Raw genomic sequence first — 13,518 nt, 5'->3', positions numbered from 1 at the left:
TGCGGCTCGTCCCGATCCTGCTTCAGCTCCGGGCGCCGAGGGCCGGCCGACGACCTCCTGGCGTCTCGGCTCCCGTCATACCTCGGGGCGCAGCATCGGCGGGTTGAGGAGCGTGGCGCCTCCGGCACGGAACAGCTGGGCGGGACGGCCGCCCTGGCGCGTGGTGGTACCTCCCGTGGGCACCAGGAATCCCGGCGTGCCCGTGACCTTGCGGTGGAAGTTCCGGGGGTCCAGGACCACGCCCCATACGGCTTCGTAGACACGGCGAAGCTCGCCCACCGTGAACTCGGCCGGGCAGAAAGCCGTCGCCAGGGAGGAGTACTCGATCTTGGAGCGGGCGCGCTCCACGCCGTCCGCGAGGATCTGGGCGTGATCGAAGGCGAGGGGCGCGGCCTGCTCCCCGTCCCTCGCGTATCCGCCCTGCTGCAGAAGCTCCTCGACCGGCGCCCAGCGCGCACTGTTCGCGTCGCCGCCGGCCCGCGGCGCGGGCAGATCGGGGGCCAGCGCGAGGTGCGCGACGCTGACCACGCGCATCCGGGGGTCACGCTTGGGGTCGCCGTAGGTGGCGAGCTGCTCGAGGTGAGCGCCGTTGTCCTGCGCGGGAACGGACGGAGCGTGAGCGCTCAGCCCGGTCTCCTCGATCAGTTCGCGGGCGGCGGCCTGGGCGAGGTCCTCGTCCTCCCTCACGAAACCGCCGGGCAGTGCCCACCGGCCCTGGAAGGGCTGCTCTCCGCGCCGGACCGACAACGCGCACAGGGCATGGCGGCGCACGGTCAGCACGACCAGGTCCACGGTCACGGCGAAGGGCGGAAAGGCTGACGGGTCGTAGGGCATGCCGCGATCATAGTCGTCTTCCTGACGATAAACACCTCATTCGACGGCTTCGGCCGCCGGCGGAGCGACATCGGTCCGCTGCCCCGCAACCAACCCCGCCCGTCTCCCGTCGGGGTGCGTTCTGCGGTAGGTCACCGTCCCAGTTGCAGTCCGTCTCCGGCCTCCTCGACCATGGCGAGCCCGAGCCGGCTGACCCGCACGGAGAAGGGGGCGCCGGAGATCCGCAGCCCCGTGAGGACGATCTCGCCCAGCGGCGCCGTACGGAACGGGCGCAGGGTCACCGTCCCCGCGGGCACGTCGGGGCGGATGCCCGCGAGACCGGTCAGCAGCAGTACACCGGCCGCGGCGGAGACGGCCGACGGGCGTGCCGCCGCCGGATGCGGAAGGGGCGCGGAGTCTTGCGTGCGCTGCTCTCCGGCGAACATGTCAGGAAGGCGATGCCCGAAGGACTCGGCCGCCGCGAGCGCTCCACGCAGCAGGGATTCCGCCTCCCGTTCGAAGCCGGCCGCGGCCAGCCCGGCGACCGCCACCGCCGTCTCGTGGACACGTACGGCCCCTGCCCGGTGACCGAAGGGGTTGTAGGCGGGCTCCTTGGCTCCGAGGCTGCGCAGTCCCCAGCCCGAGTCCATGACGGGACTTCCGAGCAACCTCGCGAGTTGTTCGGTACGGACCTTGTCCAGCAGGCCGGGAGCGGTTTCACCGGAGCCGAGCAGACCGGTGTCGAGCAGATGGGCGGCACCGGCGCCGAGCTGGGGAGCGAGTCGTCCGTCCGGCATGCGGGCGGCGGCGGGTCTGCCTCCTCCTCTGTCCTCGACCCAGAACTCGTCACGGAACGCCGTCCGCAGGTCCTGTGCCCACTGCCGGAGCCCCGGGCCTCCCGTCCGGCCGTGCGCGTCGAGCAGGTCGGCGCCGAGAAGGGCGGCGCGGTGTGCGTGCGCCTGCGTCTCGCAGCGCACGGCTCCCCCCGGCGTTGTGTCGGGCAGGAAGGCGCCGTCTCCGACCGCGTTGCGCAGCCATTCGAGGCACAGCTCGGCCGCGGGCAGCAGCTCCTCGATCTCGCGTTCGGCCAATCCCCAGCGCCGCGCTTCGGCCAGGAGTACCGGGAAGAGCAGCGTCGCCTCGGTCGCCGTGCAGCCGGGCGGAAGGTGCGGGCCGGCGTCCCGAAACGGGCCCGGGATCAGCCCGGCGTGCGGTCCCCGTCCGGTGAACTGGGTGCGTGCCAGCGTTCGCAAAGTGCCGGCGGCCAGGCGTGTCCCGAGGGGCAACACCATCCGGGCGGCGGCGAGCGCCTCCGCCGGGACCAGCCCACAGCGCCACGGCACTCCCGCCGCGAGGTGGACGTCGGCCGGGTTCCGCGCGTCGCGCACGAGCAACGACGCGAGGTCCTGGATCGATGTCCGCATCAACGCGTCCGCGCCGTGTCCGTCGCTCACCGCCCGAGCCTGCGCCAGCGGGCTCGCGGCACCACCCCGGCCGACAGCGGTGAAGGGGGCCGTACCGTCCATGTGGACGCGCAGTTCCACGCTCCAGGTGGCTCCGGGCGGCAGGGCGAGCTCCCAGCGCAGCAGTCCCGCCGATGCGAGTGCGTCGGTCGGGGCGGGGTCGGCGGTGACCGCGGCGTGCCCCGTGGCGGAGGACCACCGCAGTCCGGCCGCATGGACGCTGGCGGTCTGTTCGGGACCAGGGCGGCCCGAGGCGACGGCGCCCAGTTCCGCGAGGTCCGTTCCGAGGGCGATCTCCACGGGCAGGCGCAGGGTGCGCGGAGACGCACTCCGCAGAATGATCCGCTCACTCCCGTCGGCACGGCGCGTCCGTTCGACGAGCACGTCCGGATCCGGTCCCGCGGCTGGTGCAACGCACAGCGTGCCGACGAACCGGGCCACGTCCGCCCCGTCCATGCGGGCTTGCACCGGTAGCGGCTCCCTCCCGGCGACGCTCAGGCGGCACCGCGACAGCAGGCGGCGCCCCGCCCGGTAGAAGCCTTCCAGCCCCTGCCCTGTCAGTTGCCCCCCTTCCGGCGAGATCACCAGCCCCGGCAGGGCCACGCAGATCAGCGCGGAGTGGGCGGGCGGCAACCCTCCGGTCCGGCCGGGCCCGCCGGGATGTGCGGAAGGGGCAGCGGAACCGCGTCCTCCGAGGGAGGGAGACGACCCGCCGGCCCGGCCGGCGTGCGATGTTGGCGGGTCGTCCCGGCGCCTGCCGGGCTGCGTGGTGCCGAGCGCCGTCGGGCGGGCGCCGTCGGGTGTCGAGGACGGAACGGTCATGGGCATCGGTTGGCTTCCTCCGCGCTCGGTGCGCCTGGAACGCGTTCGGCCCCTGGTGGATGGCTCCGCAGGGTCGGGGATATCGGTGTGGCGCAACCCGGCCGTGGATTCCGCCACTCAGGTGAACGGGACGGGCCCTGCGGGGGTCACGCGTTCGCCTCGCGATGCCGACCGAATGGCGGCGGGTCCGGGAGGTGACGGCGTTGTGGCCGGCCGCGGACGGCAGCGCCTCCGTGGTCTCGACAGCCCGGTGGCCGAGGCCGGAGCCCCGCAGGGGGCTCCGGGCTCCGCTCGACGGACGCCCTTCCGCGGCAGCGAGCCCGCCCACCTCCCGGCCGGGTGCACTCCGCTGCTTCCCATCCCCTCGGGGCCGGGGCGCCGGCGCACTGATTCACCCGCCCTGGCCATCCGCTCGCCCGCTCTCGTCGCCCGGCGTGTGCCGACGTCCGTCCGTCCGCCGCGCGGCTCGGGCTTGACGGACGGGACGCCCGCCGGTCCGTGCGGGCCCGCCGCCCGGGCGGCTCACCTCACCGCCCGCCTGACGCGGCCCGCGCCCGGCCGGACGGGTACCGCTCTGGGCGCGCATACGGGTTCGCCGTCGCCGGGGCGGCTGAGGGACCACGGCTGCCGTACGCGCCGGACTCGGCGTCGGACCGGCAGGAGAGGGGATCGCGCCGGCATCGGGGGACGGTCCCTCCTGTTCACGGCCGGCCCGCTCGGCGCGCAGGCAGCGGCGGATGCTCTCGGGGTCCAGGCCTTCGTTGCACGCCTGGTGCAGGAGACGCGCGAAGAGGTAGTCGGGGTCGGAGCCGAGAGCCATCGCCAGGGCTTCCCGTGCCTCCAACTCGTCGCCCGTGGACCAGGCGACCCAGCCGGCGAGGGTGAGGGGCGCGGCGGCGTGTTCACGGTAGGAGCCCACGCATCGGCGGGCCAGGGCACGCCACAGGCGCAGAGCCGGGCCCGCTTCGGCGCCCTCCATCCACTCCGCGGCGCGGTCGCGGGTCGCGCGGTCCTGGAGCGCGAGGATCAGCGTGGCGGCCTCCTCGTCCTCGAGAAGCCCGTCGTCCCGCAGGTCGGCCGGACGCACCCCGGGTACGGCAGGGGCGTCCGCCAGCCGGTCCCTGACCCGCCGGGCCAGCGCGAGGGCTTCGGCGGCGACCTCGGCGCGGCCGGTCTCTTCCAGAATCCTCGGAACCAGTGTGATGCCCGCGGTGTCGAGGGCGGCCTCCTGGTGGAGCGCGGCGGCGGATTCCCAGGGAGTGAGCCGGGCGGTCAGCTCCCCGAGTGAGCCGCGTACCTGGAGGCCGGCGTAGGTCGCGGCGGCCGCCAGGACGGACGTCCCCGGCAGCCCCATCGGCGACCCTTCTGGTGGGCAGCACCCTCGCCCGGGGCAGGTGTACGACCAGAAGCGGCCACCGGAGATGCACAGTGCCTCGATCACGGGAACATCGAGGCGTCCGCAGGCCCTGCGCAACAACTGCGCGAGCGGGCGCAGCCGTTCCATGACGTCCCGGCCCGATTCGCCGGTTCCCGGTTCCCGGCAGAGGTAGACCACCATGCTTTCCGGGCGGGCGCCCCGACGCTCGCTCCCCTTGATCAGTCCCTGGGTCAGCTGGTCGGAGGCGGCCGGCCAGTCCTCGGTACTCCCGGGGATGCCGAGGCGGGCACGGCCGCCGAATCGGCCCCGTCGCTCCTGATCGTGCAGGGCGACGAGCACGATGCTGTCCTCGGCGCGGTACCCGAGTAGGTAGGGAAGGGCATCCGCCAACTCCGCCGGGGTCCGCAGGGTCACCTGGTGCGTGACCCGGTGCTCTCCCCCGGCGTCGTCCGTGCGGGCCGCGCCGCACGGGGTCGGTCGCTCGTCCCGGGCAGGCTCCCGCCGATCTGCGGGGGCCGCTGCCCCGGTGTCGGCCGCGCCGGCACGCGCAAGCGGCACGGGTACGCACGGACCGTCCGCCGGATCGGTGGTCCGGACCCCGGCTCCCTCGGATTCCGCGGCGGCCGGACCGAGCCCGTCGTGGGGACACGCCGGTCGACCGGCGAGGCATCCAGGCGGAAGGAGGACACCGGCGCCGGGGCCACCGTCGCCGCCGCCTCGGCCGTCCTCCTCCGCGCGGCGGCGCTCGCACCCTCGGGTGTCACACGTGTCGCTCCGGGCGGAGGAGTGCCGCGCACGGTCCGCTCCGCCGCCGCCCGCCGCGCTGTCGATCGCGTCGCCGAGAGAATGGGCTGCTTCGTCGTGATTCGTCATGCGGCGACCATCTCGCGGATTGCAGGATTCCGGTTTTCCCTGTGGATAACCCTGACCATGGCCACGCCAAAGGTTGTCCACAGGCCGCTCGGCTCGTTCGCGGTTTGTCCGACCCATCGGGTTGCATGGAGCCATGACCAACGAAGACCCGCACCCCGCAGCCCCCGACACCGCGCCCGGCCTCCACCGTGAAGACCTGCGCGCGGCAGCCGACGCCGTCCTGGCCCGGCTCGTCGGCGCGAAGGACGGCGAGGCCCGACTGCGCGAGGACCAGTGGCGCGCCATCGAGGCGCTGGTGGCCGACAAGCGCAGAGCGCTGGTCGTGCAGCGCACCGGCTGGGGCAAGTCCGCGGTGTACTTCGTCGCGACGGCCCTGCTGCGCGAGCGGGGCGCCGGCCCCACGGTGATCGTCTCGCCGCTTCTCGCTCTGATGCGCAACCAGGTGGAGGCCGCCGCCCGCGCGGGTATCCGGGCGCGGACGATCAACTCCTCCAACACCGAGGAGTGGGAGACGATCCAGGCCGAGATCGCGGCGAGCGAGGTCGACGTGCTGCTGGTCAGTCCGGAGCGGCTCAACAACCCCGACTTCCGCGACCAGGTGCTCCCGCGGCTCTCCGCCGCCACGGGCCTCCTGGTGGTCGACGAGGCGCACTGCATCTCCGACTGGGGTCACGACTTCCGGCCCGACTACCGTCGTCTGCGCACCATGCTCGCCGAACTGCCCCCCGGCGTCCCGGTGCTGGCCACCACCGCCACGGCCAACGCGCGTGTGACGGCCGACGTCGCCGAGCAGCTCGGTACCGGCGGCAGCACCGACGCCCTGGTCCTGCGCGGCCCGCTCGACCGGGAGAGTCTGAGCCTCAACGTGCTGCGGCTGCCGGACGCCGCGCACCGGATGGCCTGGCTCGCCGAACATCTCGACGATCTGCCGGGCTCCGGCATCGTCTACACCCTCACCGTGGCAGCGGCCGAGGAGGTGACGGCGTTCCTGCGGCAGAGCGGGTACACCGTCGCTTCGTACACCGGGAAGACGGAGAACGCGGACCGCCAGCAGGCCGAGGAGGACCTGCTGGCCAACCGGGTCAAGGCGCTGGTCGCCACATCGGCGCTCGGCATGGGCTTCGACAAGCCCGACCTGGGGTTCGTCGTCCACCTGGGCTCGCCTTCCTCCCCCATCGCCTACTACCAGCAGGTGGGACGCGCGGGACGCGGGGTGCGGCACGCCGAGGTGTTGCTCCTGCCCGGCAAGGAGGACCAGGCGATCTGGGAGTACTTCGCGTCGGTGGCGTTCCCTCCGGAAGAGCAGGTCCGGCGCACCCTGGACGTGCTGGCCCACGCCGGGCGTCCACTCTCTCTGCCCGCCATGGAACCGCTGGTGGACCTGCGCAGGTCCCGTCTGGAGACCATGCTCAAGGTCTTGGACGTGGACGGCGCGGTGCGGCGGGTCAAGGGCGGATGGATCTCCACCGGGACCCCTTGGACGTACGACACCGAGCGCTATGCCTGGGTCGCCAAGCAGCGCGCCGCGGAGCAGCAGGCCATGCGGGACTACGTGTCGACGACGGACTGCCGCATGGAGTTCCTCCGGCGGCAGCTCGACGACGAGGAAGCGGCCCCGTGCGGACGCTGCGACAACTGCGCCGGAGCCCGATTCCGGGAGGCCGTCTCCGCCGGCGCCCTCGACGCCGCCAACGGTGAACTCGGGCGGGCGGGCGTCGACGTCGAACCGCGCAAGATGTGGCCGACGGGTCTGCAGGCGGTCGGCGTCGACCTGAAGGGACGTATTCCGGTCGGTGAACAGGCCTCCGTCGGACGCGCGCTGGGACGTCTGTCGGACATCGGCTGGGGCAACCGGCTGCGCCCCCTACTGGCTCCGCAGGCTCCGGACGGTCCGGTTCCGGACGATGTGGCCAGAGCCGTGGTCGGCGTCCTCGCGGACTGGGCGAAGGGCCCGGGAGGCTGGGCCTCGGGTGAGCCCGACGCACCCCCGCGCCCGGCAGGCGTCGTGACCGTCGCGTCCCGTTCCCGGCCACAGTTGATCCGGTCGCTCGGCGCGGGCATCGCGGAGATCGGCCGGCTCCCGCTGCTGGGGTCCGTCGAGTACGTGGGCGACGGCGCGCACATCTCCCGGAGCAACAGCGCCCAGCGGCTCAAGGCACTGGACGGTGCGCTGTCGGTATCGGCGGAGCTGGCCGCCGCGCTGAAGGACGCCGCGGGCCCGGTCCTCCTGGTCGACGACGCCACGGAGACCGGCTGGACCCTCGCCGTGGCCGCGCGCATGCTCCGCAGAGCCGGCGCGGAGGGCGTGTTGCCGCTGGTCCTCGCCGTGCAGGCGTGACCCGCGTGTCCCCGGGCGAATCAGCGGGCAGGTATATAGGCGGCCAATCATCCGAAACCGGTCTGTGGCCCCAATTGCTCGTTGCCGCAACTGAGTTCGACAGGAAGAATTGAAGTCCGCTCCCCGCTCGGTTTCGCCCGTGGTCCGGTAGGGCTCCGTCGCGGCGTGCGCACACCCCCATTCCGACCCCGCCCGCAGCCCGGGCGCGTAGCCGAAGGGAGGACCGTGACCTTCGGATTCGCTCCGTCCTCGGCGGCATCCATGCCGATGTCTCCCGGCCTGTCTGCCGTTTCCGCCAACCCCGTGGCCCGCTTGCTCGAACCCGCCGAGTGGGCCGCGGCCGGCATTCCGCTGCTGCGCAACCCCCGTGAAGTCGTCAGCGGACTGCACGCCCGGCACCGGCCGAGACCCGCGACGGCGGTCGTGGCGGTACTCGATCCGGAGGAACGGCTCTTGGCGAGTGCGTCGTTCACACGGCGTTCGGCCCCGGCGGACGGCTGGATGTTCCGCAACGCGCTGCTCGCGCAGCTGCGTCGGGTCATCCCGCACGACTTGCGGCGCCGCACCCCCGCACGGACAGCGGTGCTGCTGTACTGCCGCGAGGGCGACGCCCGGTGGACGGAGGAGGACGGGGCGTGGATGTGGGGACTGCGGGACGCGTGCACGCTGCACGGGCTGCGCTGTGGCGCGTACATCACCCTCACCCGTGACGGCTGGCAGGTTCTCGGCGAGGGCCGCGGCGGACGCCGGCCCCACACGGACTCCCCGCCCGAGTTTCTGGCCGGCGAGGCGCTGCCACCCCTGCCTCGGACCGGAGGAGCCGCGTCGGAAGTGCTGAGGCGAGCAGCAGCGCGCTGAGCGGCCGGCTACGGCTACGGCTACGGCTACGGCTACGGCTACGGCTACGGCTACGGCTACGGCTACGGCTACGGCTACGGCTACGGCTACGGCTACGGCTCAGTATCGGCCCGCCTGCCGGGAAAGGCGGGCCGCAGCCTCACACCAGAGTGCGGCTCGCGCGGGCCGGACCCGACCGGCCAGGTCGGCCCGGCGGGAGCCCGGCTCGCGTGCCGGCAGCGCACGAGGCACGGCGGACACCATGCCCGGGCACGGCTGCACCGAGCCCGCCGCGTCCAGCGCCGCGGGGCCCGGGGCCGGAACCGCACACCACACGGAAACGGCATGCTCATGCCATAAACGCTCCCGCAAGCCGCCCTCGAGTCCGCGGGGAGCGCGAGGTGCGCCCCGAGGCCGAGCACGTTCGTGCGGGCAGGCGAGACCGACCACCGTGCAGGTGCCGCCGTGGCGGCACCTCCGGCACCCCACGGATCGCGTTCCGGACGAGGCCGGGAACGCGATCAGACGCCGACGCCCAGCACCGAGTTGATCTGCTGCGGGTCACCGCAGACGATCAACAGGGCACCGGCCCGGCCGAGAGCGAGCGGGAGCCCCGCGGCGACGACCTCGGTGGAACCACCGTTGACGGCGACCACGACGACGGGACGGGACGCGGCACGGCCGGCGGCGGAAGCCGCGGCGTAGAAGACGTCGTCACCCGCGTCGTGCTGGGCCCAGTAGGCGGCCTCCCCGAAGGAGAGTTCGTGCGCGGCCCACGGGTGCGGATCGCCGGTGGTGATCACCAGCACCTCACCGGGAGCACGGCCCGAGTCCAGCAGCAGGTCGACGGCTTCTTCCGCGGCGTCCAGCGCACCGTCGGCCGAGGCCGGGATGAGCTGGATCTGCGGGGTGGCGGCAGCCGGTGCGGCAGCCTTGACGGACGGCTTCGGCGCGGCCACGACCGGCTCGCGCACGGTGCGTTGGGCCAGCATGGGCCGGACGGGACCCGGGCGGCCTGGACGCGGCGGGGCCACGGGGCGAGGACCGGGTACGGGACGGGGGGTCGGCGTGGTGCGGCCACTGGCCGGGGTCACGCGGGGACCCTGGGCACTCTCGTGAATCTGAGGCTCCTCGGGAAGGAGAGGCATGAGCTGATATTTATCAAACGCCGGTGCGAGTCGCGTCGGCGGGTGGCACATGAGTGCGAACGGAATCGTCAGAAATCGAAGCCGAGCTGACCCTCGATCTCCGGAACGTTTCCGTCCGCCCAGCTGCGGGCCTTCTTGAGGTGCCGCCACTGGGGCAGCGCATCAAGATACGCCCACGACAACCGGTGGTACGGGGTGGGCCCCCGCTCCTCCAGCGCGGCTTTGTGGACCGGCGACGGGTAACCCGCGTTGGCCGCAAAGCCGAAGTCTGCATGGTCGATGCCCAGTTCGGCCATCATTTTGTCGCGCTGAACCTTGGCGATCACGGACGCGGCGGCGACGGCGACACAGGACTGATCGCCCTTGATCACCGTGCGGACCTGCCAGGGAGCGCCGAGATAGTCGTGCTTCCCGTCGAGAATGACCGCATCGGGGCGGACCGGCAAGGCCTCCAGGGCACGCACGGCCGCGAGACGCAGAGCGGCCGTCATGCCCAGGCGGTCGATCTCCTCGTGCGAGGAGTGACCGAGAGCGTACGAGGTCACCCACTTCTGCAGCTCCTCGGCGAGCGCCGTGCGGCGCTTCACGGTCAGGAGCTTCGAGTCGGTGAGCCCCTCGGGCGCGCGACGCAGTCCGGTAACGGCGGCACAGACGGTGACGGGGCCGGCCCACGCACCGCGGCCCACCTCGTCGACACCGGCGACGACCTTGGCTCCGGTCGTGGCGCGCAGAGAGCGCTCGACGGTGTGGGTGGGTGGTTCGTACGGCATGGCGGACCCAGACTACGCCGACCGGGGCCCCGCGCGACACCCAGGTTCGCCGAGCGGCCGGAAGCCCCCGGCACGATCAAGTCGGATCGCCCCGACACGTGGCAGCGGGACCATCAGCCCGCCGACCGACTCCCGCAGATACCGACGGATCCCTTCGCTCGCGCACACCTTGGATCGCTCCGTCATCCCCGCCGGAACGGCGTCGTCGGCCTACGGAGGGCTGCGTCGGGAGGAACGTTGCCACATCCCACTCCTCCTTGGATGCCCGAGTATGGAGCAGGCACAGAGTGGGCGCAGCGCGGGCTCGACGACGCCACCGGGGACCACCCGGCGGAAGCACCCGGGCCGGGGCACATCGCATTCGCGAAGCACTGATCGGAGAGCTGGACCTGGCCGGGTGTACTTCGCCTTGTGGGCCAAGGGACACAGATCGAGAGCGCCCTACCGGACAGCCAATGTCCACGAACAGGTCCAGGCGCCGGGCTTGTGCGACAGGCGGACTGGTAACGGACGGGCACGGCGCCGGTCGCGTCGACCTCGATCGCGCCGCTGCGCGTCCGCCCGCCCACCCGCCCGGACGGACGGGGCGAGACACACATCCGCGCGGACGCAGCTGTTCGGCACTCCGGCGCCCGGGCGGATGGCGGGCCACGAGTCTTCGGCCTGTTCCCTTCGCCGTCGCAGGCCGCCGCTCGGTCCAGGCGGCTGCCTGGACGCCGGTCACGCGGCCGGGGCCCGGCGTCGCACGTGCCGGCCCCAACCGGTCGGCAGTACCGGTGAACCGGGCGGCGGCGCCGTAGGTTCCGCGCGCTGGAGGCGCAGGCGGCGACGGCAGGGTTCACCGCAGCACGGGTCACCAGCAGGGCGAGGTCGTCGAGACGTGCTCGTCAGGGTGAGGACGTTGCCGATGCGCCGGTCCCCCTCCGGCCGGGCGTTGCTGTTGCTGTTGCTGTTGCTGTTGCTGTTGCTGTTGCTGTTGCTGTTGCTGTTGCTGATCGAACGAACCGGCGTCGGCCCGTTCAATGCAACCGCCGTCATCCTCTCCGGTGTGACCGGCCCCTGGTGCCGGTCACACCGGAGAGGATGACGCGGCCGGAGTCAGGGCCGGCCTTCGTGACGCCGACCGTCACCGCCGCCTGTGTCGTCCGGGGCAAGGAGGAGGCAATCTCTTGTCTGCTCAACGACACCCGGCAGGTCGGTGGTTGCCTCGGCCGCTCGCTCCCGGCGAGCACCTTGGGCACCGCGCGCACCCCGCCGAACAGCAGACCGTACGGGACGTCCCTCGCGCCCCCGGTCCTCACCGATCTCGAACGCGTCGCATCCCCTGAGCTGGGGTGTCGCGACGACCACCAGAACTCAAGACCGGACCGGGGGCGCGACGACACAAGAGAGAACCGGACGTCCTGCCGGGCGCCCGCGGCGCGCCGATCCGCCTCGCTCGGCAGAGGGGCGGTCCGCCCGACCGGGTGACGCCCCCGAGTCAACGGGTCGTGAGACGGACGGCCAGTCCGCCGCACTCGGCCCCGTCCGCGGCGGGGGACAGCGGCCGGTCGCGGAGGATGTCCGCGGCACGGGCCTGGCCCAGACTCGTCGCGTACCAGGGCCGGTCCTCCCTCACGTGGCCGGCGATCACCCGCAGCGCGCACGAGCGCATCGGCTCCTCCAGCTCGTCCAGGGCGGGTACGGCATCGGTCGACAGTGTCCGGGCGTAGTCCAGGTCGAACTTCCCCGTGTCCTCGTACCGCTGGACGTTGCGCTCGGCGATCAGACCGTCGGGGGACATCAGCCCGAAGGCCAGCACTCCGGCCGCCGCACTGGCCGCGACCGCTCGGGGAAGCCAGCGGGCGCCCCACACGCCAGCCGCCATGATGAGCACGATGACGAGACCCAGCCACAGCTCCCCGGCGACCACCGACACCCTCAGCCGCGTGAGCCCATAGGCCTCCACGTACATGTCCATACGCCGCACGGCGGATGCCACGACAACGAGCGCCAGCGCGCACAGGGTTCCCAGCACCCCCCGCACCAGGTTCCGGTCGCCCGCGCCGTCCCGCGGCGCCCAGCGCAGGGCGAACACGACGACGAGCAGCGTCAGGACGGTGACGAGCAGCAGCTGCCAGAAGCCCTGGCGCGCGTACTCCGCGTAGGTCTGGCCGGTCTTCTCCAGTACGGCGTCGTAGCCGCCGAAGAGGACGGCGAGCTGGACGGCGTTGAAGGCGGCGAACAGGACGACGAGCAGCACCAGCGGGAGGGCCCACTCGACCCGGTTCCGAGGACGCCCTGCCGGGACGGCCATCCGGTCCCAGCGGGTCGGAGCCGCGGCCGTGTGGGCCACGGCGAGCGCGCCCACCAGGCCCGACGCCAGCAGGACCAGGTGCCAGGGCCCACCGGTGACGGACGCGTCCGGCATGAGATCCGCGAGCAGACTCGCGAATGCGGCGTCGGCTCCGGCGAACAGCGCTCCGAAGACCAGCAGCAGCACCGATGCCGCCACCAGCGCGCGCAGTCCGACTCCCACGCCGCGCCGCGCACCACCGAAACGCTCCCGCAGACCGCGCCAGCCCCAGACGGGTCCGGGCACCAGGGCGTTGAAGACGCCGATCGGGCTCAGCAGCACGGCCGCCCAGGTGCGCCCTCCGTTCAACGCGAGCGACCCCAGGGCGACCGCCGAGACGACGGCGAGGAAGGAGGGCCAGTCCGCGTCCCGCAGCGCGGGCACGACGAGCAGGCCGAGGCAGCCGACCGCCCAGACGAGGCTCCACGCACCCACGCGTCGTTCCGCGGCCCGGCCCGCGAAGTAGGCGGCGAGCGCGGCGGGGATCGCGGCCAGCAGGAGGTTGATCGCCAGACCGTCGCCGAGGAGCAGCATGCTCAGCACACCGGTGGCGAGCACGGCCCACAGGGCCGGCGCACCGATGGCGGACGGCGGCGCGGCCTGAAGTCCGGCCAGCAGTGAGGGAGCGGGAGGCGGCGGGGTGGTCCAGCTGCCGCTTCCGTGGATCGTGCGATCGGCTCGTGAGCGCGGGGCGCCGGCGCCGGAAGCCGCTTCGGAGTCCCGGCCCGACGGACTGGCAGC

Annotated in this window: 9 protein-coding genes; 3 read left to right on the top strand and 6 right to left on the bottom strand. The window is 73.1% G+C overall.

All coding sequences use genetic code 11. From position 1 onward, the window contains the following. Nucleotides 1–75: 75 nt before the first annotated feature. From ACGFS9_RS00335 to ACGFS9_RS00325, 3 genes are all read right to left on the bottom strand, one after another. Complete coding sequence (locus ACGFS9_RS00335; protein ID WP_393249208.1) at nt 76–834, bottom strand: NUDIX domain-containing protein; 759 nt, start codon at nt 832–834, stop codon at nt 76–78. A 131-nt stretch (nt 835–965) separates the two neighbouring features. Next, on the bottom strand, nt 966–3,098 hold the full coding sequence (locus ACGFS9_RS00330) for a glycogen debranching N-terminal domain-containing protein (RefSeq protein ID WP_393250454.1): 2,133 nt from the start codon (nt 3,096–3,098) through the stop codon (nt 966–968). 391 nt (nt 3,099–3,489) lie between these two features. Beyond that, nucleotides 3,490–4,890, bottom strand: a complete 1,401-nt coding sequence (locus tag ACGFS9_RS00325; RefSeq protein ID WP_393249206.1) for a DUF4192 domain-containing protein — start codon at nt 4,888–4,890, stop codon at nt 3,490–3,492. Between the two features lie 592 nt (nt 4,891–5,482). On the opposite strand from ACGFS9_RS00325, the gene ACGFS9_RS00320 reads away from it, so the two are divergent. Then, nucleotides 5,483–7,687: a RecQ family ATP-dependent DNA helicase gene (locus ACGFS9_RS00320; protein ID WP_393249204.1), complete on the top strand. Its 2,205-nt coding sequence runs from the start codon at nt 5,483–5,485 to the stop codon at nt 7,685–7,687. Between the two features lie 225 nt (nt 7,688–7,912). Beyond that, nucleotides 7,913–8,545 (top strand): hypothetical protein, encoded by a 633-nt coding sequence (locus ACGFS9_RS00315; protein WP_393249202.1) that lies wholly within the window; start codon nt 7,913–7,915, stop codon nt 8,543–8,545. A 500-nt stretch (nt 8,546–9,045) separates the two neighbouring features. Here ACGFS9_RS00315 and ACGFS9_RS00310 read toward each other — a convergent pair whose 3' ends face one another. Both ACGFS9_RS00310 and ACGFS9_RS00305 read right to left on the bottom strand, forming a co-directional pair. Continuing rightward, nucleotides 9,046–9,672, bottom strand: a complete 627-nt coding sequence (locus ACGFS9_RS00310; RefSeq protein WP_393249200.1) for a hypothetical protein — start codon at nt 9,670–9,672, stop codon at nt 9,046–9,048. A gap of 68 nt (nt 9,673–9,740) precedes the next feature. Further along, complete coding sequence (locus ACGFS9_RS00305) at nt 9,741–10,442, bottom strand: ribonuclease HII (protein WP_393249198.1); 702 nt, start codon at nt 10,440–10,442, stop codon at nt 9,741–9,743. Between the two features lie 880 nt (nt 10,443–11,322). Between ACGFS9_RS00305 and ACGFS9_RS00300 the strand changes: the two genes are divergently transcribed. Continuing rightward, nucleotides 11,323–11,529: a hypothetical protein gene (locus ACGFS9_RS00300; RefSeq protein WP_393249196.1), complete on the top strand. Its 207-nt coding sequence runs from the start codon at nt 11,323–11,325 to the stop codon at nt 11,527–11,529. Nucleotides 11,530–11,922: 393 nt separating this feature from the next. Here ACGFS9_RS00300 and ACGFS9_RS00295 read toward each other — a convergent pair whose 3' ends face one another. Further along, nucleotides 11,923–13,335 carry a DUF4153 domain-containing protein gene (locus ACGFS9_RS00295; RefSeq protein WP_393249194.1) on the bottom strand — a complete coding sequence of 471 codons (1,413 nt, stop codon included), beginning with the start codon at nt 13,333–13,335 and terminating at the stop codon, nt 11,923–11,925. Between the last annotated feature and the right edge of the window lie 183 nt (nt 13,336–13,518).

It is taken from the genome of Streptomyces sp. NPDC048566 (genome assembly GCF_043199735.1).
Taxonomy (GTDB): domain Bacteria; phylum Actinomycetota; class Actinomycetes; order Streptomycetales; family Streptomycetaceae; genus Streptomyces.
Note: the sequence above shows the minus strand (reverse complement) of the source record. Positions and strands in the feature narration are given on the sequence as shown.

Bases quoted from the DNA above. Each gene is read 5' to 3' on its own strand.
- ACGFS9_RS00335 (WP_393249208.1), bottom strand. From the start codon at position 834: ATGCCCTACGACCCGTCAGCCTTTCCGCCCTTCGCCGTGACCGTGGAC.
- ACGFS9_RS00305 (WP_393249198.1), bottom strand. From the start codon at position 10,442: ATGCCGTACGAACCACCCACCCACACCGTCGAGCGCTCTCTGCGCGCC.
- ACGFS9_RS00310 (WP_393249200.1), bottom strand. From the start codon at position 9,672: ATGCCTCTCCTTCCCGAGGAGCCTCAGATTCACGAGAGTGCCCAGGGT.
- ACGFS9_RS00320 (WP_393249204.1), top strand. From the start codon at position 5,483: ATGACCAACGAAGACCCGCACCCCGCAGCCCCCGACACCGCGCCCGGC.
- ACGFS9_RS00330 (WP_393250454.1), bottom strand. From the start codon at position 3,098: ATGACCGTTCCGTCCTCGACACCCGACGGCGCCCGCCCGACGGCGCTC.